General features: G+C 73.9%; 23 protein-coding genes. 8 read left to right on the forward strand and 15 right to left on the reverse strand.

What is annotated here, in order from left to right; all coding sequences use genetic code 11:
- Positions 1 to 76: 76 nt before the first annotated feature.
- From QSK15_RS14870 to QSK15_RS14880, 3 genes are all read right to left on the reverse strand, one after another.
- Positions 77 to 799 carry a hypothetical protein gene (locus QSK15_RS14870; protein WP_285794784.1) on the reverse strand — a complete coding sequence of 241 codons (723 nt, stop codon included), beginning with the start codon at positions 797 to 799 and terminating at the stop codon, positions 77 to 79.
- A 188-nt stretch (positions 800 to 987) separates the two neighbouring features.
- Positions 988 to 1,404: a YchJ family protein gene (locus QSK15_RS14875; protein ID WP_285794785.1), complete on the reverse strand. Its 417-nt coding sequence runs from the start codon at positions 1,402 to 1,404 to the stop codon at positions 988 to 990.
- Between the two features lie 23 nt (positions 1,405 to 1,427).
- The gene (locus QSK15_RS14880) at positions 1,428 to 2,195 is read right to left on the reverse strand and encodes an SGNH/GDSL hydrolase family protein (RefSeq protein ID WP_285795127.1); all 768 of its coding nucleotides are present in this window, start codon (positions 2,193 to 2,195) and stop codon (positions 1,428 to 1,430) included.
- 88 nt (positions 2,196 to 2,283) lie between these two features.
- Here QSK15_RS14880 and QSK15_RS14885 point away from each other — a divergent pair, with 88 nt between their 5' ends.
- The gene (locus QSK15_RS14885; protein WP_285794786.1) at positions 2,284 to 2,994 is read left to right on the forward strand and encodes an MBL fold metallo-hydrolase; all 711 of its coding nucleotides are present in this window, start codon (positions 2,284 to 2,286) and stop codon (positions 2,992 to 2,994) included.
- A 37-nt stretch (positions 2,995 to 3,031) separates the two neighbouring features.
- On the opposite strand, the gene QSK15_RS14890 is transcribed toward QSK15_RS14885, so the two are convergent.
- From QSK15_RS14890 to QSK15_RS14900, 3 genes are all read right to left on the reverse strand, one after another.
- Positions 3,032 to 3,643 (reverse strand): class F sortase, encoded by a 612-nt coding sequence (locus tag QSK15_RS14890; protein WP_285794787.1) that lies wholly within the window; start codon positions 3,641 to 3,643, stop codon positions 3,032 to 3,034.
- Between the two features lie 86 nt (positions 3,644 to 3,729).
- Complete coding sequence (locus tag QSK15_RS14895; protein ID WP_279516383.1) at positions 3,730 to 4,215, reverse strand: hypothetical protein; 486 nt, start codon at positions 4,213 to 4,215, stop codon at positions 3,730 to 3,732.
- A 272-nt stretch (positions 4,216 to 4,487) separates the two neighbouring features.
- On the reverse strand, positions 4,488 to 5,315 hold the full coding sequence (locus QSK15_RS14900; protein ID WP_285794788.1) for an ArsR/SmtB family transcription factor: 828 nt from the start codon (positions 5,313 to 5,315) through the stop codon (positions 4,488 to 4,490).
- 185 nt (positions 5,316 to 5,500) lie between these two features.
- Between QSK15_RS14900 and QSK15_RS14905 the strand changes: the two genes are divergently transcribed.
- Together QSK15_RS14905 and rnhA are read left to right on the forward strand one after the other, a co-directional pair.
- The gene (locus QSK15_RS14905) at positions 5,501 to 6,757 is read left to right on the forward strand and encodes a lycopene cyclase family protein (protein WP_285794789.1); all 1,257 of its coding nucleotides are present in this window, start codon (positions 5,501 to 5,503) and stop codon (positions 6,755 to 6,757) included.
- A 146-nt stretch (positions 6,758 to 6,903) separates the two neighbouring features.
- Positions 6,904 to 7,377 carry a ribonuclease HI gene (gene rnhA / locus QSK15_RS14910; RefSeq protein ID WP_285794790.1) on the forward strand — a complete coding sequence of 158 codons (474 nt, stop codon included), beginning with the start codon at positions 6,904 to 6,906 and terminating at the stop codon, positions 7,375 to 7,377.
- A gap of 7 nt (positions 7,378 to 7,384) precedes the next feature.
- Here rnhA and QSK15_RS14915 read toward each other — a convergent pair whose 3' ends face one another.
- A complete protein-coding gene (locus QSK15_RS14915; RefSeq protein ID WP_285794791.1) occupies positions 7,385 to 7,621 on the reverse strand; it encodes a preprotein translocase YidC in 237 nt (78 codons plus the stop codon).
- 39 nt (positions 7,622 to 7,660) lie between these two features.
- Positions 7,661 to 8,881 (reverse strand): MFS transporter, encoded by a 1,221-nt coding sequence (locus QSK15_RS14920; protein WP_285794792.1) that lies wholly within the window; start codon positions 8,879 to 8,881, stop codon positions 7,661 to 7,663.
- Between the two features lie 5 nt (positions 8,882 to 8,886).
- On the opposite strand from QSK15_RS14920, the gene QSK15_RS14925 reads away from it, so the two are divergent.
- Positions 8,887 to 9,486: a MarR family winged helix-turn-helix transcriptional regulator gene (locus QSK15_RS14925; protein WP_285794793.1), complete on the forward strand. Its 600-nt coding sequence runs from the start codon at positions 8,887 to 8,889 to the stop codon at positions 9,484 to 9,486.
- On the opposite strand, the gene QSK15_RS14930 is transcribed toward QSK15_RS14925, so the two are convergent.
- Entirely contained in the window at positions 9,431 to 10,312 is an 882-nt protein-coding gene (locus tag QSK15_RS14930; RefSeq protein WP_285794794.1) for a pentapeptide repeat-containing protein, read from the reverse strand. The genes QSK15_RS14925 and QSK15_RS14930 overlap by 56 nt on opposite strands.
- 72 nt (positions 10,313 to 10,384) lie before the next feature.
- Positions 10,385 to 11,482, reverse strand: a complete 1,098-nt coding sequence (locus tag QSK15_RS14935; RefSeq protein ID WP_285794795.1) for a DUF5919 domain-containing protein — start codon at positions 11,480 to 11,482, stop codon at positions 10,385 to 10,387.
- Positions 11,483 to 11,662: 180 nt separating this feature from the next.
- Between QSK15_RS14935 and QSK15_RS14940 the strand changes: the two genes are divergently transcribed.
- Entirely contained in the window at positions 11,663 to 12,271 is a 609-nt protein-coding gene (locus tag QSK15_RS14940) for a hypothetical protein (protein WP_285794796.1), read from the forward strand.
- A 227-nt stretch (positions 12,272 to 12,498) separates the two neighbouring features.
- Complete coding sequence (locus QSK15_RS14945) at positions 12,499 to 13,101, forward strand: MBL fold metallo-hydrolase (RefSeq protein WP_285794797.1); 603 nt, start codon at positions 12,499 to 12,501, stop codon at positions 13,099 to 13,101.
- Here the strand turns inward: QSK15_RS14945 and QSK15_RS14950 are convergent.
- A complete protein-coding gene (locus QSK15_RS14950) occupies positions 13,074 to 13,814 on the reverse strand; it encodes a B3/B4 domain-containing protein (RefSeq protein ID WP_285794798.1) in 741 nt (246 codons plus the stop codon). The genes QSK15_RS14945 and QSK15_RS14950 overlap by 28 nt on opposite strands.
- A 7-nt stretch (positions 13,815 to 13,821) precedes the next feature.
- Complete coding sequence (locus QSK15_RS14955) at positions 13,822 to 14,433, reverse strand: LysE family translocator (RefSeq protein WP_285794799.1); 612 nt, start codon at positions 14,431 to 14,433, stop codon at positions 13,822 to 13,824.
- Positions 14,434 to 14,495: 62 nt separating this feature from the next.
- Here QSK15_RS14955 and pdxR point away from each other — a divergent pair, with 62 nt between their 5' ends.
- Positions 14,496 to 15,968 carry a MocR-like pyridoxine biosynthesis transcription factor PdxR gene (pdxR, locus tag QSK15_RS14960; RefSeq protein ID WP_285794800.1) on the forward strand — a complete coding sequence of 491 codons (1,473 nt, stop codon included), beginning with the start codon at positions 14,496 to 14,498 and terminating at the stop codon, positions 15,966 to 15,968.
- Positions 15,969 to 16,007: 39 nt separating this feature from the next.
- On the forward strand, positions 16,008 to 16,718 hold the full coding sequence (locus QSK15_RS14965) for a helix-turn-helix domain-containing protein (RefSeq protein ID WP_285794801.1): 711 nt from the start codon (positions 16,008 to 16,010) through the stop codon (positions 16,716 to 16,718).
- Here QSK15_RS14965 and QSK15_RS14970 read toward each other — a convergent pair.
- The 3 genes from QSK15_RS14970 to QSK15_RS14980 all read right to left on the reverse strand — a co-directional run bounded on the left by QSK15_RS14970 (position 16,700) and on the right by QSK15_RS14980 (position 19,442).
- Complete coding sequence (locus tag QSK15_RS14970) at positions 16,700 to 17,278, reverse strand: dihydrofolate reductase family protein (protein ID WP_285794802.1); 579 nt, start codon at positions 17,276 to 17,278, stop codon at positions 16,700 to 16,702. The two genes, QSK15_RS14965 and QSK15_RS14970, sit on opposite strands and share 19 nt — an antisense overlap.
- A 128-nt stretch (positions 17,279 to 17,406) precedes the next feature.
- Positions 17,407 to 18,828: a DUF6297 family protein gene (locus QSK15_RS14975; protein WP_285794803.1), complete on the reverse strand. Its 1,422-nt coding sequence runs from the start codon at positions 18,826 to 18,828 to the stop codon at positions 17,407 to 17,409.
- A complete protein-coding gene (locus tag QSK15_RS14980; RefSeq protein WP_285794804.1) occupies positions 18,825 to 19,442 on the reverse strand; it encodes an ABC transporter ATP-binding protein in 618 nt (205 codons plus the stop codon). Before QSK15_RS14980 ends, QSK15_RS14975 begins: the two co-directional genes overlap by 4 nt.
- Positions 19,443 to 19,488 lie beyond the last annotated feature (46 nt).

Consider the following 19,488-nt stretch of genomic DNA (forward strand, 5'->3'; position numbering starts at 1 on the left):
GGGGTCGCCGCCGGGCCGCCTGGTCAGCCGTCCAGGTGGAGGAACGACCACTGGTGGCCGTCGAGGTCCCGGAAGCTCATCGGTGGCCTCCGTCCGTTTCGAGCAGTGCCTTCAGCGCGGCGAGCCGTTCCCGCCAGTACGCCTTCAGCTCTGCGGCCTGCTCCGCCCCGGTCAGCTTCTCGTGCAGGACGCTGACCCGGGCCTTTGACTCGCCGACAGCGTCGATGCCGACGACAAGCCGGGTCGGGCCACCGGCCCAGTCGGCCCGGAAGATCCGCGGCGCGGTGGCGGTGCGGACGCGTACCTCGACGTCGGGCAGCCAACGGGTGCGTGCCGTCTCGTCGGCGAACGCCTCGAACAGTCGCCGCGCCGGCACCGCCACCGTCCGGCTCGCGCTGGCCTCGAAACCGCCGCCGCGTCGCTGACCCGGCGCGCGCAGGCCGCGTGCCTGCTCGTACCCGACGGTGATGGTCTGCGCCCACCAGCCGGGCACCTCGTGTTCGGTGGTCAGGTGCCGGGCGATCCGGGTGTGCGTCCAGTCGGTGGCGGACACCGCGTCGAGCAGGCCGAACCACTCGGCCCACCCGCGGCCGGTCCGGTCGCGGATCAGGTCGTCGGCGATCCGCTCGGTCTGCGCTGCGGCGGCCGTGGCAGGCGCCGCGGCGGTGGACTGCTGAGCTGGCGGGGCGGCCCGCTCGGCGGCCCGGTTGATCAGGTGCCGGCGGGCCGTGGTGTAGCTCTCGCCGGTCTTCTCCATCCGGGTCCGGACCCGGGCCTTGAACGATCTCTGGGTGGTCATCACATGCTCCCGGTCAACGGCACGGTCACCGGGACTCACGCTCCCGCCGACCCCGCCGGAGTGGGGCATGTGGCACCACGTCCCGAGGGCTCCAGGCACCCTTTGCCTCCGCGTTGCCGGCGGCGTGAGCGCCGGGAGGGAGGTGCGGCGCAGGACGGCGCCGACGTCATCCTACGCCCAAACAGCCGTCAGGGTTGGTCACCGTCGAGGTAGACCCACCGGCCGTCCTCGCGGACGAACCGGCTGTGTTCGGTCACCGTGCCGGGCCGGCCCTCGTGCCGGTAGTGGGCGTGGAAGCTCACCGTGCCGGCGGCGTCGAGCAGGCCGCCCCGCTCGGTCCGCACAATCTCCAGTCGGGTCCACCGCTGCCCCGGGTCGAGCTCCAGCGAGGCGGGCCGGGTCGACGAGTGCCAGCTGCGCAGCAGGTAACCGGAGTCGCCGAGGGCGAAGGCGCTGAACCGGGAGCGCATCAGGGCCTCGGCCGTCGCCGGGGCGTCGCCCGCGTGCGCCGGGGCGCAGCAGTCCGCGTACGCCCGACCGGAGCCGCACGGGCACACCCGTCCCGTCGTCGCCTTCGCCCGCCGGCGTCCCGCACCCTTGCCCACGTCGCTATCCTGCCGCACCTGTTCTAGTCCAGCGGCACCGGCAGCGGCACCGGCCGCTTGGCCACCCGGCCGTCACCCGAGGACCGGCCGCCCAGGTGCCGGACCAGCCAGGGCAGCAGGTGCCGGCGGGTCCAGGCCAGCTCGGCGCCGAACACCTCACCCCGGCGTCGCCGCGCCGCCGGCGGCAACGGTTGCGTCCAGGAGTCGTCGAACCCGGGCAGACCCGCCGTGTACGCCAGCGCGGCGGCGATCCGCTCGTGCCCGGCGCTGTTGGCGTGCAGCCGGTCGTCGCTCCACAGCCGGGGATCGGAGGAGACCGGGTGGGCACCCAGGTCGAGGAGGGTGGCGCCGGTCCGCGCGGTGGCGGCCCGCAGCGCCTCGTTGAGCGCCAGCATGCGCCCCCGCAGGGGTCGGGCCAGCGGCATCACGGGTGCCGGGTCCGGCATCGTGAACGTCAGCACGGTGGCCCCCTGATCGACGAGCGCCTGCTGCATCGCCGCCACATCACCGGCGACCTGGTCGGCGTCGAAGGAGGGGCGCAACACGTCGTTCATGCCGGCGACGACGGTGGCGAGGTCGGGGGCCAGGTCGAGGGCGGGCTGGAGTTGCTCGGCCCGGATCAGCGCGGTGGTCCGGCCACGGATCGCCAGGTTCGCGTACTCCAGACCGCCCTGGGCGCGGGCCACCGCCAGGGCGAACCGGTCGGCCCAGCCCCGGTAGCCGCCGGCGCCGTCCGGGTCGTCGAGCCCTTCGGTGGTGCTGTCGCCGATCGCCACGTACCGCTGCCACATCACCCGGGCGAGGTTAGCCCTCCGGCGCGTCAGGCGGACCGTCGACCGGTCGACAACGACAGTTGACGATCGTTCCTAGACTCGCGACATGACGCGAGCCCCTGCGGTGCCACTGGCCCCGAACGTCTGGCGTATCCCCACTGTCGGCCGTTCGGCCGTCAACTCGTACGCCTTCGTCGACGACGACGGCAGCGTCACGCTTGTCGACTGCGGGCTGGCCAAGGCGCCGGCCCGGATCGTGCGCGGGCTGGCGGCGATCGGCAAGGTGCCGGCGGACGTCACCCGGATCGTGCTCACCCACGCGCACCCCGATCATGCCGGCGGCGCGGCGGAGTTGGCCCGCCGCACCGGTGCCCCGGTCGCCGCGCACGCCGCCGACGTGGCGTACGCGCAGGCGGGCCGCGCGCCGGTCAGCGACCCGGCGGTGACCGGAGGTCGTCTCTTCGCCCGGCTCAACAGCGGCCGGTTCCCGGCGGTCGAGGTGGCCCAGCCGCTGGCCGACGGGGACCTGCTCGACGTCGGTGGCGGTCTGCGGGTGGTGCACACCCCGGGGCACTCGCCCGGGCACGTGTCGCTGCTGCACGAGCCGACCCGCCTGCTGATCACCGGGGACGCGTTGTTCAACGTGCTCGGCGTCCGGTGGCCGATGCGGTGGCTGTGCAGCGACTTCCAGATGACCCGGGAGACCGCGCACGTGCTCGGCGAGTTGGAGTACGACCTCGCGGCCTTCACCCACGGTCCCGAGTTGACCGACAACCCCCGCGACCGCATCCGCGCCTTCCTTTCCGCGCATCGGTGAGCGGCCCGCCGGCCGGAGCGGCGGAGCACGACCCGGTTCAGGCGGTGCGGGTGGCGAAGACGACGACGTTGTCGACGTAGTTGCCGCTGGTGGCGTCGAACCGGCCACCGCAGGTGATCAGGCGCAGCCCGGCGGCGTCCGCCGGGCCGTAGACCAGCGTGGTGGGGAAGTGCTCCTTGGGGTACGCGCGGACGGCGTCCACGGTGAACGTCGCGACCCGTGCGTCGGCGCGGGTGACCTGGACCTGCTGCCCGGCGCGGAGCCGACCGAGGTCGAAGAAGACCGCCGGGCCGGACGGCGCGTCGACGTGTCCCACCAGGACGGCGTTGCCGGTCTCGCCGGGGCTGACCCCGTGCCGGTACCAGCCGGCGAGAGTGGGCCGGTCCAGTGGCGGCACCTCCAGCACCCCGCTGGCGTCCGCACCCACGGGAACGATGTCGGCGCGAACGCCGATGGCCGGGATCTGCACCCGGACCGGTGCGGCGGGTGGCAGCGGGGCCAGGTCCGGTGCGGGGTGGGTGCGGGTCGGCGCTTCGGCCGACGGTCGCGGTGGCCGGGCCGGGTCGGCGGTGAGGCCGACGGTGATCAGCCCGAGCCCGGTCACGCCGAGCAGGGCGACCACGGCCGGCAGGGTCCGCCGCCACCACACCTGTGCACCTCCGGGTGGGATCGTCGGGGTGCCCGCACCGGTGTCACCGGCGCGGGCACCCGTCTCAGGGATGGAACGGCCGCCGATCAGGCGACAGTGGACACCGGACGGCGCCGGCGGATCAGGATCACCGCGCCGGCGAGGGCGGTGCCGAGCAGTGTGCCGCCGGCGGCGAGAGCGCCGGTGTCACGGTTGTCGCCGCCGGAGCCGGCGGGCGCGCCGCCGATCGGGGTGACGGTGAAGGTGGCGGTGCCGGCCGAGCTGCCGTCGCCGCAGGTGGCCGCCACCGTGTAGGTGCCCAGGGTGAACCCGGCGGTGAAGAGTTCGGCGCTCAGCCCGCCGCCGGCGGCGGCCGTGGTGGATCGGACGTTCTGGTCGCGGTTGGGGCCGGTGACCCGGAAGATGGCATCACCCGACTTCGGGTTGCAGGTCGTCGCGGTGAGCACGACGGTTCCACCGACCGGGGTGGTGGCCGGTGACACGGTGGTGTCGGCCAGTGCGGCGCCTGGCAGCAGGAGCGTGCCGAGGCCCACGCCGAGCGCCGCCGAGCAGAGTGCTGTTGAGACCTTCATACGCGTCTTCCCTCACTTTTCGTCCGCTGACTGCGTGGGACGTCGTTCGGGTGGCCAACTCCGTGACTAGCACCGGTGTGCCCAACACTAGGTGGGTTGGGTCCTCGATCAGGTGAAAATGAGAAATCCTCGTTGCCGTCACGTGTCCACCCGAAGGCGGGGAGAGCCGCGAGCTGTCGCCGCTGGGCCGATGGCGAGGTATTGCCGGCGACGCCGCGAATGAGGCGCTGCTCGGTGCGGGCCGGCCACGACGACCGGCCCGCTCGCGTGGGTCAGCCGGCCGGGGTCGGTTCGGGCATCGGCTCGCCGGTCTCCACCAGCGTCTTGAGGCTGGCCAGCAGCTCCGGCCAGCCGCCGCTGCCGTCGAGCTGGCCGCTGATCGCCCGGTGCATCTCGCTGTCGGGGGAGAAGTCGTCGTGGATGACGGTCAGCCGGACGGCCCTGTCGCCGTGCGGCTCGATCTCGAAGGTCACCGTCGACCGGCGCTCGCCGAGCCGGGCGGCCAACTCCTCGGCGGACCAGCCGAAGTGCTCGGCGTGCTCGGGCTGGAAGCCGTGCCAGCTGTAGGAGAGGCGCCGATACGGCTCGGCGACGAGCACCCGCTGGCCCAGGTCGCGGGGCTCGGCGTCCGGCGCGTCCTGCCACAGCACGGGCGACCCGACCTGCCAGTCCGACATCAGCGCCACCCCACCCCAGTAGCGGCGGGTGAACGCCGGTTCGGTGAGCGCGGCCCACAGTCGCTGCGCGGTGGTGGTGACGTAGGTCGTGTAGACGAAGGTGGGGCTCTCCATGGCGTGTCGCTCCAATGCGGTGGTCAGGTCGGCGAGGGTGGCGGCGCGCTCGCGGTCGTAGCGGCTGAGCCACCGGTCGGCGATGGCGTTGATGGGGGCGGCGTTGAGGTAGTGCAACTTCTCCCGGCCACGCCGCACCGTGGTGACGAGATTGGCGGCCTCCAGCACCGACAGATGCTTGCTGACGGCCTGTCGGCTGGTCGCCAGCCCGTCGCAGAGCTCCCGCAGGGTCTGCCCGTTGCGGTCGTTGAGCCGGTCGAGCAGTCGACGCCGGCTGGGGTCGGCCAGCGCCCGGAACGCGTCGTCCATCGACCCTCCCCACAGCAGGCAACCCAGCGGTTGCCTATCAAAATAGGCAACCAGAGAGTTGCCTGTCAATCGGGCCTGCACGCACGCCGATCCGCCCTGTCGAGTCGCCCGCCCCGGGCGGCACAGCGCCGCCGCCACCCATGGCGGCGCGCGGTCGGGCGCGACGGTGTGGCAGCGTGGTGCGGGTGACCGACTCCGCGCCGCTCGACGTCGACCTCGCGCTGCTCGGTGGCGGCGGCGCGGCGTCACTGCTGCTCGCCGCACTGGACCGGCACGGCGTCCGCGATCAGCGGATCGCCATCGTCGACCCGGTGCGCCGACGCGGCCAGGACCGCACCTGGGCCTTCTGGGGCCACCCCGACACCGACCTGGACCCGCTGCTCAGCGCGAGCTGGCAGCAGGTCGAGGTGGCGACCGCGGCGCGCCGTCGCGTCCTGGACCTCACCCCGCTGCGGTACGCCATGCTCCGCTCCGGCCCGGTCTACGACCGGGCTGCCGACGCCGAGCGTCGCCTGGACGCCACCCGGATCGTCGCGCCGGCCGACACGGTGCGCGACGACGGCACCCGGGTGTTGGTGCGTACCGGCGACGGGCGCACCGTGCGGGCTGGCTGGGTGCTCGACTCGCGTCCCCGCCCGCCGGCCCGAGCGGGGCGAACGACCTGGTTGCAGCACTTCCGGGGGTGGTGGCTGGAGGCTGACCGACCGGTGTTCGACCCGACCCGCGCGGTGCTGATGGACTTCCGTACCCCGCAGCCGCCCCGGGGCGTCTCCTTCGGGTACGTGCTGCCGGTCAGCGACCGCTACGCCCTGGTCGAGTACACCGAGTTCTCGCCGGACCTGCTCACCGACGCCGGCTATGACGCGGCGCTGACCGGCTACCGGGACCTGCTCGGCTTGGACCCGGGCGGATTGCGGGTGCGCGAGGTGGAGAACGGGGTCATCCCGATGACCGACGCGCCGTTCCCGGCCCGGCCCACCCCCCGGGTGGTCCGGCTCGGCACGGCCGGCGGCGCGACCCGCCCCTCCACCGGCTTCACCTTCTCCGCCATGTACCGGCAGGCCGACCAGGTGGCCCGCGCCCTCGCCGCCGGCCGGGCGCCGGTGCCCGCGCCGGCGTACCCGCGTCGGCACCGCTGGATGGACGCGGTGGCGTTGCGGGCACTGGACCGGGGCGGGGTGGGCGGTCCGGAGTTCTTCGACCGGCTCTTCGACCGCAACCCGGCCGAGCGGGTGCTGCGCTTCCTCGACGGCGGCACCACCCCGGCCGAGGAGGTCGCGATCATGAATTCGACCCGGCTGGTGCCGATGATCGCCGCGACCGCCGGTGACGCCGCCGGCCGGGTTCGCGACCGGTTGCGCCCCACCCGGCCCGCGCCGGCCATCCCACCGGCGGTGGTGGGTTCGGCGCCCGGCGCGGATGGCGCACCACGTCCGACCTGACCGGAGTCGTCTCCCGCGCCGAGCGGGTGCCGTGCGGCGGCGTCGTCTCCCGCGTCCGCCGCGAGCGGGTGCCGTGCGGTGCGGGCGTCGCGACGCGCCGGCCCCGAGCGGCGAGGACGACGTGCGCGCCCGGTAGGTTGCCGGGCATGGTGGACGCGGCGGCCGGCAGGGGCGTGCAGATCTGGACCGACGGGGCGTGCAGTGGCAACCCCGGGCCGGGCGGTTGGGGCGCCCTGCTGCGCTACGGCAATCACGAGCGGGAGTTGTGCGGCGGTGAGGCCACGCCCACCACCAACAACCGGATGGAACTGATGGCGGCCATCCAGGCGCTGGAGAGCCTGAACCGGCCGGTCACGGTGGAGCTGCACACCGACAGCACGTACGTGCGCAACGGCATCACCAGCTGGCTGGCGTCGTGGAAACGCAACGGGTGGCGGACGGCCGCGAAGCAGCCGGTGAAGAACGCCGACCTGTGGCAGCGGCTGGAGGCGGCCTGCGAACGGCACGAGGTGACCTGGCTGTGGGTCAAGGGGCACAACGGGCACCCGGAGAACGAGCGGGCCGACGGGCTCGCCAACAAGGGCATGACCGAGGCGCGGGCTGCGCTGATCAGCCGCTGAGCCTGGGTCAGCGGGTCGCGTCGGGGTGCCCCGGCATGCTGGAGCCACCGCTGCTGCTGCCGGACGAGCCACCGGCCATACCCGAGCTCTCGGGTTCGGTCACGATGTCCGGCCGGACGTCGGTGTCCGCCGGTGCGGGGACCTCGGTGTCCGCCTCGACCTGCACCAGCGGCACCTGGCCGGCCTCGTCCTCGCTGTGTCGCGGGTCGCCCGGCTGCTCACCGTCGCGCTTCCGGTAGCCCATGCCGTGCCTCCCGTCGATGCCGGTCCGCGTCGGCGCTGGCTACCCGGCGTCGTCCCGGCCGAAACCTGACCCGCCGGCGGTGACCGTCGAGCCGACCGTCTCGGCCTGCGGGGCGGCGGACAGCAGCCGCAAGGTCCGGCGGCGACTGAGCGCGACGATCAGTGCCAGCGCGAGCGCGCCGACGACCACCAGGAACGCCCAGGTGTTGCCGAGGTGGTCGTTGACCATGCCACTGGTCGCGGAGCCGGCGGCGATGCCGAGCTGCCCGGCCGTCTGCAACCACCCGTACGTCTCGGGGAGCCGGACCGCCGGGGTGGACCGCGCGAGGATCTCGTCGGTGACGGCGAGGAACGGTGCCAGCGCGAGACCGAAGACCGCCAGCGCGACGGCCATCTGTGGCACGTTGCGGGGCAGCAGCAGCGCCACCGAGGTGGCGGCCAACGTGCCGAGCATCGTCAGGTACGCCGCCGCCGGGCTGCCGGGCCGTCCCCGGCTGGCCAGCAGCACGCCACCGGCCAGGCTGCCCACCGACCAGATGGTCACCAGCAGCCCGGCCTGGTCCGGGTGCCCGACCGTGGTGGCGAACGCGGGCACCAGCACCCACATCGCGCCGATGCCCATCATGTAGCCGATGTGGGTGCCGACGACGGTGCGGCGGGTGGCCCGGCCGGGCAGCGCGGAGCCCTTCCCGCGAGGCTGCCGGTCGGCCTCGTGCGGCGGCAGCACCGCGACCATGCCGAGCAGCCCGGCGCTGCCGATCACCGCGAAGGCGAGCAGTGCGGCAGTGGGTCCGCTGATCAGCAGGCTCAGTGTCACAGCGAGGGGGCCGCCCACGTAGAGCACCTCCTGCCCGACGGCGTTGACCGCGTACGCGCGGGCCAGCGCGGCAGGGGCGACGAGCCGGGCCAGTTGGGCGCGTCCGCTGCCGACCGCCGGTGGCGTGCTGAGCCCGGCCACAGTCGCCAGTGCCACGAACGCCGCCGGTTCGGTGGTGACGGCCAGGCCGAGCAGGGCGAGCAGGTGGGCGAGGCCGGTGGCGAGCAGCACCGGCCGGGCCCCGAGCCGGCCCAGGAGTCGACCGACCATGGGCGCGGTGACCGCCAGCCCGATCCCGCAGCCGGCGCTGGCTACTCCGGCGGTGGCGAAACTGCCGGTGTTCTGGTGACCGAGCAGGACGACGAGCAGTTGCCGCAGTGCGACCGGTAGCTGCGCCACGGTCATCAACATGATGAGCAGCATCGCCCGACGAGGTACATTCACAACTTATGAATCTACCCGAGGACGGCTCGCCCAACCTGCTCGGCGCACTCGCCCTGCTCGTCGGCTCGCGGATGCGGGCGTCGGTCAGCGGGTCTGTCGGGGCCGGCGGCGCGCTCGCCGAGGCGCTGGTCGTCCTCAAGGATCAGCCGGGGGTGACCGCCGAGTGGTTGGGCCAGGTGCTGGGGCTGACCCAACCCGGCGTCGCGCACCTGGTCCGGCGGCTTCGGGAGCAGGGCTGGGTGGAGAGGCGTCCGGGTGCCGACGCGCGCAGCCGCGCCCTGCACCTCACCGCCGAGGGCGCGGCGGTCGCCGCCCGTACCCTGCGCGCCCGGCAGGAGGTGTTGACCGCGCTGCTCGCCCCGCTGACCGTCGAGCAGCGCCGCCAGCTCGCCGACATCGCCCGGGCCCTGCTGCACGACGAGGTGGCGGACGCCGGCAGCCTGGCCCACCTCTGCCGGCTCTGCGACCGCGCCCGCTGCCCCCAGTGCCCGGTCCATGCCGGCTTCCAGGAGTTGACCGGCGCGCACGGCGGACCGGATCGGGCCGTTCCTAGCGGCGGCGGCCCCGACGGGCCGGGGACCGGGCCGGCTGACCGACCGGGGTGAGCGGCAGCGCCGTCCAGTGCGCCGGCCGGGTGAGCGTCCCCGGTAACCCGGTGCGGGTGTCGCCCCGGGCGGCGTCCAGCTGGGTCTGGTGCAGGAAGAGGGTGCTCCGCAGGTCCGCGCCCCGCAGATCGGCCCCGCGCAGGTCCGCGCCGGTGACGTCGGCCAGACCGAGGTCCGCCCCGCGCAGATCGGCGCCGATCAGCAGCGCCCCGCGCAGGTTGGCCCGGCGCAGGTCGACACGGCGCAGGTCCACCCCGAGCAGGTGCGCGCCCCGGCGATCGGCGCCACCGGGGCCGCGGGTCGCGTCGCTGGCCCGGGACAGCAGTGGGTTGACCCGGGCCCGATGGCCGTCGACGTCCACCACGCGAAGCCGCGCGGGGTCACCTTCGGTGAGCGTCAGCGTCTCGGCGCGGGCGCGTTCCAGCTCGGCGCGCAGGTCGGCCGGCGGGCGCAGCGCCACCGCCTCGGTGAGATACCAGAGCAGTTCGTGCAGCGGCCGGAGCACCGCGAACGCCTCCGCCATCGCCGGCAACGTCTCCGGCGCGTCCCGCCAGTCCCGCCCGCCGAAGGTCACCTGGGCGACCTGCTGCCCGGCGCCGAAGCAGTCGAACACCGTGCAGCCGGGAAAACCGCGCTCCCGCAGGTCGGTGTGGATGCCGCAGCGGTGGTCGGGGCGCAGGTTCGGGCAGGGCGCGCCGGCCGGCTTGTCGATGGCGAAATCCGTCGACGCGGCGAAGGCCGGCACCACGCAGCACAGCCCGAAACAGCGCCCGCAGTCGGCGCGCAGCTGCGCCGCCCCGGGCGGCGGTGCGGTGCGGTGCGACACGCCGACGGTCCTCCTGACGATCAGGGTGGACCACCATTGTTTCCCGCGCCGAGCCGACGGTCCCTTCGGGGGTCACCGTGCGTGCGTTTCACCAGCCGTCGCGGGCCGAGGCGCCGGGGTACGGGAATCGCCCGGCGGCGACACCAGTCGCCGGACGTCCCGCTCGCCGTCGCCGTGCCCGTACTTCTGGTCGAAGTGCCGTTTCACCACCGCGGCCGGGGTGCGGTCCCCGTCGGCGGGCTCGGCCAGCGAGAACACAGCGGGGGCCGCCCCGGGCGCGCGAGGCGGCAGCACGGCTCGCACGGTCAGTGGGCCGGTGACCCGGAACCCCCGACAGTCGACGTAGTGCTGCCCATCCACCGTCACGTACGGCACGCGTACCTCGACCACGTCCGACTCGTCGTGGCGCAGCGTGACCATGACCGACCAGTACCGCTCCAGGTCGAGGGTGGCCTGCTCGTGCTCCCACAGCTCCTCGAACCGGGCGTGCACGAACCCGCCCCACGGGCTGTCCATGTCCACCTCAAGCTGCGGCACGTTGAAGGACAACTTCCCGATCGGGAAGAACGAGATCAGCGCCCGCCCGTCCCACTGGTAGAGCTGGATCGACGGGGACGCGTCATAGAGCCGGACCTGGAGGCGGTGGCGCAGCCGCGCGTCGAGCGCGTCGGCGAACGCGGCCAGGTGGCGCAGGTTGGTGCGGATCTGCCGGGGCACGTCCACCCGTTGCCGTTCCAGCTCCTCGGAGCGCTGCTGCGCGGCGGTGCAGTCGGGATCGAGCAGCAGCAACTGCACCTGGGCGCCGTTGGCGAGCGCCGCTCGCACCGCGCTCAGGGTCTCCTCACGGTGCCGCTGCTCCAGCAGGATCGTCCAGGTGTCGAGGATGCGCACCCGGCGTCCGGAGCGGTGCAGCCGCGTCACGAACGCCTGCTGGTCGAAGCTGAGGTGCTCCTGCACCCGCGCCTTGCGGGCCTCCTCGAACAACGGGTCGAAGATGACGTACGAGATGGCCGCGAGGACCACGCTGGCCCCGAGGTTGAGCAGCAGATCGCTGAGGAAGCCGCTGCTGCGCCAGGCGGCCAGCAGCATGACGACGGCAATCGCGAACAGTGCCCCACCGACGACGAAGGCACGTCGTTGCCGCCCGCCCCGACCAGCCCACCCGGGCATCCGTTCCCCTTCCGTCGTCGGTCGGCCCCACCGCCGCTTGCCGATCACCCGAATTCGGAGGATACGAGCCTGCTTTGCTACGCGCTGTCCCGTACTCCGAGCGGTCGGTTCACCGTTCCGACCCACCCCGCCGCTCATAGGGTGACGGGAACGGAGTCGCGCGACCACGGGGGTGTCGGGGTGGACGAGAGTGAACGCAAGCAGGCGCTTCTCACCGTCCTGACCACCGAGCACTACGCGTTGCAGACGTCTCGCGCCGGCACCATCGCCGAGGCCACCGGCCGCGCCACCATCTTCCTGTCCGTCCTCTCGGCGGCGCTGATCGGCCTCGGTTTCGTCGCCAGCAACGACAAGCTGGTCCAGCCCTACCTGGCCGCGGTGCTGCCGATCCTGGTCATCATCGGGGTGCTGACGTTCCTGCGGCTGGTGGAGACCACAGTCGAAAACTCGTTGGACCTGCGGCGGATCCAACGCATCCGGGCCTACTACCAACACAATCTCGCCGGCGAGCACGACTTCTTCGCCGACGCGGTGGTGGCCGAGGACGCCATGAGCACGGCCTGGAACCTGGTCGGCACGCGACCGGGGCGGTGGGAGTTCCTGCTGACCACGGCCGCACTCGTGGGCGCGGTCAACGCGGTGCTGGGAGGGCTCGGCATCGCCCTGGTGACCACGACCGTCCGGGCCGGGGGCGAGGTGACGGTCCCGGTCGGGGTGCTGGTCGCGGTGGTCGCGTTCGGTGTGCAGTTCGCCTACATCGTCCGGGCGTCGTCCGCGCCGATGCGCTGACGGCGCCCGCGGTGCTGGTCAGACCGACCGCCAGTCGTCGTTCGGCAACGCCGCCGCCTGGGGCCCATCAGCAACATGCCGCCGACGACCGGCCAGGACGCGCCGGTGACGACGGCGATCTTGGGGTAGTTCCCGTATCGCTGCGGCCTGCTGCCGCACCATCGGGCAGCGCCGGCCCAACCGCCACGGGTACCCGGACCGATCTGCCGGCGGCGTACCGTCGCCTGGTGCGTATCACCCGGTTCACCCACGCCTGTGTCCGCATCGAGCACGGGGGAGGGGTGCTGGTCGTCGACCCGGGGACGTGGAGCGAGCCGAGCGCCCTGGTCGGCGCGGACGCCGTCCTGGTCACCCACGAGCACACCGACCACGTGGACGTGTTGCGGCTCGCCGGTCTCGGTGTCCCCGTGTACGCCCCGGAGGGGGCCCAACTGCCGGACCTCGCCCCGCTGCCGGTGACCCGGGTCCGCGCGGGGCAGCGGTTCACGGCGGCCGGCATGTCGGTCAGCGCGCACGGTGGACGGCACGCCGCGATCCACGAGGGGCAGCCCGACTGCCCGAACCTCGGCTACCTGATCGCTGACCACCTCTATCACCCGGGTGACGCGTTGCACGTGCCGGACGAGCCGGTGCACACCCTGCTCGTCCCGGCCCAGGGGTCCTGGCTGCGCCTCGACGAGGCGATCCGATTCGCCGGGGCCGTGGGCGCGGAGGCGGCGTACCCGATCCACGACGCGCAGCTCAACGAACGCGGCCTGGCCAGCGTCGCCGGCTGGTTCGGCGAGACGATCCCCGGTTACCGTCACCTGATGCCCGGCGACACCGCCTGACCTCTGTCGTCACCGGCCGTCGGGGTGCGGAAGCGGGGCGCGGCGGCGGTCAGCACCGCAGCGACCGTCGGTGCGGACCACCCGTCGGTCAGCTCGGTCACGACGTCGGCGACCAGCCGGGTCAGTGCCGGCTCGGCGCCCGGGTGCAGCGCCTCGGCGACGATCAGCACCGACGAGGTGCCCGCCCGCACCGCCGACCAGCCGCTCTGCCGGTTCGTCCACCGTCGGGCGTGGGCCCGGCCGACGGAGTCGACGAAGGTCACCTCGCCCGGCTCGGGATGCTCGGTGTCGCCGGCGAAGCTCAGGTACGCCTCGTCGCCGTGCGCCGGCCGGACCACCAGATCGCCGTCGATCCGGTCCAGGTCGAGCGCGGCGACCGGGATGGCGTACGCGGCTGAGATCGCATTGCACAGATCGACGAGCGGGTGCACCCGGGGCAGTTCGCCGTCCAGGCGCAGCCGGCGCAGCAGCGCCTCGGCGGCGCACCGGTACCTGGTGGGCCGCAGGCCCATCGCCGCGTACGCCCGCCGCCAGGCCTGGATCTCCGGGAACCCGCTCTCGGGCCCGGCGGCCAACCGCCGCCGGGCCTCGCTGAGGTAGCCGGCCGTGCGTCGGGTCACGTCGGCGGTGGCGGTGATTCCGGAGGCCAGCACCACCCCGGCGACCAGATCGGGGTACGCGTCGCGAAGCTGTGGGGAGTGTTCGAACTGCACTGTGGTCCTATCGTTCGGTGAGGGCGAGGGTCACGCCGAGCGCGACGAACGTGCCGGCGGCGGATCGGCGCAGCCAGTCGGTGACCCGGGGTCGGGTCAGCACCCGGTCGCGTACCCGGGCCGCGAAGACGCCGTAGCCGCTGAACACCACGAAGGTGAGCAGCATGAACACCGCCCCGCAGCCGAGCATCGCCCGGGTCGAGCCCGGTGCCGTGGTGTCCACGAACTGCGGCAGGAACGCGACGAAGAACAGCGTCGGCTTCGGGTTGAGCAGGTTGACCAGCACGCCGGAGACGATCACCCGGATCGCGGGGCGGGGCGGGGCGTCGCCCGCCACGGCGAAGGCGTCGCGATCGCGTGCGATGGACCAGGCCAGGTAGAGCAGGTAGCCGACGCCGAGATAGCGGACGGTCTCGAACGCCGCCGCGCTGGTCTGCATCAGCGCGGCCAGCCCGGTCATCGCGGCGAGCAGGTGCGGCAACGTGCCCAGCGTGCAGGCGAACGCGGCGAGCACCCCGGCCCGGGCACCCCTTGACAGCCCGGCGGAGAGCGTGAAGAGCACCCCGGTGCCGGGGGTGACCACCACGATCAGGGTGGTGATCAGGAACGGGATGGTCACGGTCGTCCTCCGGCGGAGTCGGCAGGTCTGGCTCCTGCTCACTCTGCTGCCACAATGGTCTGATGGGCAGAGCCAAACCAGCGGCGTCCGAGAGGTCCATATCTGCCGGGTCCGACTTCCTGCACCTGACCATCGCCGACGCGGCGCCGGGTGGGCGCGCCGACTGGCTGACCGACCGGCTGCGGCAGGCCATCGCCGACGGGCGGGTGCCGGTCGGTGACCGACTGCCCCCCACCCGGGTGCTCGCCGCCGACCTCGGCGTCTCCCGGGGCGTGGTCACCGAGGCGTACCAGCGCCTGACCGAGGAGGGGCACGTCGCCGGTCGGGGCCGGGCCGGCACCGTGGTCGTCGCCGCGCCGGCCGCGCCCACCCCCGCCCCGGCCGCCGCGCCGGCACCGGTCGCGACCTTCCCACCGGCACCGGGCACCGACATCTTCGACGCGGTACGCGCGGCGCACGCGACGATCGACCTGACGCCCGGCGTACCCGACCTGGCCGCGTTTCCCCGCACGGACTGGCTACGCGCCGAACGGACCGTGCTGCGCCGCCTCGCCGCGGCCGACCTCGGCTACGGCGACCCCGGTGGCACGCCCGCGCTCCGTCAGGCCGTCGCCGCCTGGCTGGCCCGCAACCGTGGCATCAGCGTCGACCCCGCCGAGGTGATCATCGTGGCCGGCGTCTCGCAGGCGCTGGGGCTGCTCGCCCAGGCGCTCACCGCGGCCGGCGTCGACCGGATCGCGGTCGAGGACCCGGGCTCGCTCGGAGTGCGCCAGCACCTGAACAACTGGCGGATGGACACCCCGCCGATCACCGTCGACGACGCCGGCCTGCGGGTCGACGAGTTGGCCGACAGCGGCGCTCCAGCCGTGATGCTCACCCCCGCGCACCAGTTCCCGACCGGCGTGGTGCTCGACGGTGACCGCCGCCGCCAGCTCGTCGCCTGGGCGCGGGCCGGCGGCCTGATCATCGAGGACGACTACGACGCCGAGCACCGCTACGACCGCCCCCCGGTGCCGGCACTGCGCGGCCTGCTGCCCGAGCAGGTCTGCTACGCCGGCAGCGTCTCCAAACTGCTCGCCCCCGCCCTGCGGGTCGGCTGGCTGCTGGTGCCCCCGCGACTACGCGACGCGGTGGTGGCCGCCAAGCGCAACGCCGACCTGGGCAACGCCGTGCTGCCGCAACTGGTGCTGGCGGAGCTGATGACCTCCGGCGCCTTCGAACGACACCTGCGGCTGCTGCGCCGCCGACACATCCGCCGACGGGACGCCATGATCGCCGCGCTGGCCCGCGCGCTGCCGTCCGCGACGGTGCACGGCGCCGCCGCCGGTCTGCACCTGATGATCACGCTGGACGACGCCGTGGCCGACACCGAACTGGCGGCGGCGACGCTGGCCCGGGGGGTGAAGGTGCAACCCCTGTCCTGGCACTGCCAGCGGCCCTACCGCCCAGGCCTGGTGCTCGGCTACGCGGCCCGTACGCCCACCGAGATCGAGAACGGCGTCGTCGCGATCGCCGCCGCGCTCGGCTCCGGCTAGGACCACCCGTCCACCGTGCTCGCCGCGTACCCTTCGCCCGTGGGACTGCGGTTCGAGACGCGCGGGTCCGACTCGCCCTGGGTCGACACCGTGTGGACCTGCACGAGCGAGCAGGTCACCGCGATGACCTCCGTCGCGGGGGTGCGGTGGGGCCTGGTGTTCTGGCAACAGGCTGGCCGGTCGTACGCGGGCATCACCGGTCCCGAGACCCGCACCGGCACAGCGTCGGTGCCGGAGGGCGCGACCTTCACCGGCATCGACTTCGTCGTGGGCACCTCGTTGCGGGCCGTGCCCACGACGGCGCTGGTCGACGGCGGCATCGAGCTCCCCGACACCACGCACCGGACGTTCCGGCTGGACGGCACGCGCTGGGAGACGCCCGGCCCCGACGACGCCGAAGCCCTGGTCGCGGGGCTCGTCCGGGCCGGGACCGTGGTCGGTGACCCGCTCGTCGCCGAGCTGCTGCGAGGTCACCGCCCGGCCGTCTCGGAACGCACCGTCGAACGCCGGTTCCGCGCCGCGACGGGACTGACGCGCGGCGCGGTCCGGCAGATCGAGCGGGCCCGCAGGGCGGCGGAGCTGCTGGCTGGCGGCGACCCGGTCGCCGACGTGGTCGCCAAGCTCGACTACTTCGACGAGCCGCATCTGGCCCGGGCGCTGCGCTCCTACGTCGGACGCACCGTCCGGCAGTTACGCGAGGGCAGCGTCGGCGCCATCGCCCTCGACCTGGGTCAGCGCTTGACGTCGTAGATCAACTTGAGGATTCCGTTCGAGTAGCTCTCCGACTCCCGCAGCGTCAGCATGTGCTTCTCTCGGTCGGCCCGGCCGAACAGGCTCTTACCGGCACCGAGCAGCACCGGGAAGACGAGCAGGTTGTACTGGTCGATCAGACCCTCATCGGACAGCCGCCGGGCCAGCTCCGCGCTCCCGTGGATGAAAATCGCGCCGCCGTCGCCCTGCTTGAGCGCGGCGACGTCCCCGGTCGAGCGCAGGATCGTCGTCGGCCCCCACCCGTCGACGAGCGCGTCGTCGGACAGCGTGCTCGACACCACGTACTTGGGCAGCTCCTTGTAGCTGGCGTGGTCCTCCGAGCCGGGCCAGACCGGCGCGAACGCCTCGTAGCTGCGACGGCCGAACATCAGCGCTGTCGTGTCGGCGAGCTCCTCGCCCTTCAGCGACCAGGCCTCCGGGACGAACTCGAGGTCCTTGAACACCCAACCGCCGCTGCGGTGCTCCTCACCCGGCCCGCCGCCGGGCGAGTCCACGACGCCGTCGAGCGACATGAAACCGGTGTAGACCAGGTCGCGCATTGTGGTGTCTCCTCCTGCTCGGGCGGGCTGCCGGGTCCACGCTAGATCGCGATTGCGGCGTTGTCTTGGATGAAAACGACAGCGGGTGGTGCCGTGACCGGGCCTGGGCCGACCGGGCAACTGACCGCTCAGCCCAGGAACAGCTGGACGAGCACCAGCACGGCGAGCAGCGCCGGCCCTCGTGAACCCTGCCGCAGCAGGTCGACCGGGATCATCCCGAACGGCGTGTTCACCGTCGCGCCGCCGTAGTTGATCGGCGGGCGGGTGCCGGCCCGGAACGCGGCAGCCACCACCCCGAGCGCCAGCGTCGGCGCCAGCCAGGCCGGCCCCGGGTCGACGGTCGGCAGCGTCAGCAACCACCACAGGCCCGCGCCGACGGCCGGCACCACCACGTGGATCCCGCGCAGCAGGTTGTCGCTGCCACCGAGCGCCCGGCGCAGCCCGGGCGAGCGGCTGACCGCCCGTAGACCACCGGTCAGCCGGTCGGCGGCGAGGTAGGCGAACACCACCTGCGCGGCCCCCGCCAACCCGGGCAAAGCGAGCGCCGCCGCGTACTGCACCCCGAGCAGCGCCGCCCAGATCAGCACGGCGCTCGGGTGGCGGTGCAGCCGGCGTACGTCGGCCTGCAACAGCGCCCACCAGCCGGGGCCCGGGAGGAACCGGCGGCTGCGCACCCGGCCGATCCGACGCCAGCGGCGGCTCTCCACCAGGCCGGCGAGCAGGCTCGGGTCCAGCAGGATCGTGGCCGTTGCGGCGGCGTTGGCGAACTGCGCGCCGGTGGTCAGCGAGGCCCGGTCGACCCGGGGCAGCGCGCGTACCGCGAGGACCGTGCCCACGACCGCGAGGGGCACCGCGACGGCGACCAGCGCGACGGTCGGCGTCGTCGCCGGCCGGGGCAGCCCGTCGCCGAGGCGGCCGACGAGCACCACCGCCGCGGTGATCACGGCCGCCGCCGCCATCGGCACCGCCCCGGCCACCGTCGGCCAGCGTCGCCCCGACCGGCTGCTCTGGGCGACGACGCTGAGCGCCAACGCGGCCACGCCCCACCCCGCGCCGGCCGCCGCAGCCCCGCCCAGTGCGGCCGGTTCGCTGACCCCGGCCAGCGCCGCCACGGCCACGGCGAGCGCCGCGGTGCCGGCCGCCGCGCCCACCAGCAGCAGCACGAAGCGCGGCGCCAGCCAGGCCCGCCGGTCGATGGGCGCGCTGGTCGCCCAGCTCTGCGTGGCCGGGGTGACCAGTAGCGGACCCAGCGCCCGCAGGCCCCGCCAGGCGAGCCCCGCGCCGGCCAGCAGCGCGGCGACCGCCAGCCACCACCGCACGCCCGGCTCGGCCTGCCCCACGGTGGGGGAGTCCAGCAGGTTGCGGCTGGCGCTGATCGCGAACCAGCCGTACATGCCCACGAACAGGACAATGACGTACGCGTCACCGAGCACGTCGCCGAGGGAATGGTCGTGGTGTCGACTGCGGGCCCGGCGCAGGCGCGTCCGTACCTGCCGGGCGGTGGGCACTCCGGCCGGCGCGTCGGCGACAGTGGCCGGCGCGGCGGTCACTTGCCGATCTCGATGCGCTCGTCGACCACCGCGTCGATCAGCTCAGAGTCGTGCGAGGCCAGCAGCACGGCGGTGCCCGCCGCCCGTTCCCGCAGCAGGCGGTCGGCGAGCCACTGCCGCCCCCGGACGTCCAACCGCTGCTCGGGCTCGTCCAGGATCAGCACCCGGCGTGGCCGGACGAAGCAGGACGCCAGCGCCAACCGGCGGCGCTGCCCGCTGGACAGCGTCACCGGCAACTGGTCGCGGGCCGGCTCCAGACCCAGCTCGGCCAAAACCTCCCCGACCGGTTCGGCGTCACCCCCGTGGGCGTACGCGACCAACTCCAGGTGCTCGACCACCGACAGGTCGGGGAAGAAGTCGATGTCGTCCAGGGCCGCCGCCACCAGCGCCCGCACCTGGGGGTCGGTCTCGTCGGCCCGGCGGCCCTGCACCAGCACCTCACCCGCGTCCGGCCGGTCGGCGCCGACGACACAGCGCAGCAGGGTGGTCTTCCCGCTGCCGTTGGGGCCCAGCACCACCGCGATCCGGCCCGCCGGGAGCGTGAAGCTCACCTCGTCGAGCACCACCAGGTCGCCGAAGTTGCGGCTGAGTCCCCGTACCGAGAGCGCGTCCACGATCACAGAGTCTCGCAGAGCGGTGCCACCGACCAACCCGAGCGAC

This window comes from Micromonospora sp. NBRC 107095, from assembly GCF_030269705.1.
GTDB lineage: Bacteria > Actinomycetota > Actinomycetes > Mycobacteriales > Micromonosporaceae > Micromonospora > Micromonospora parva.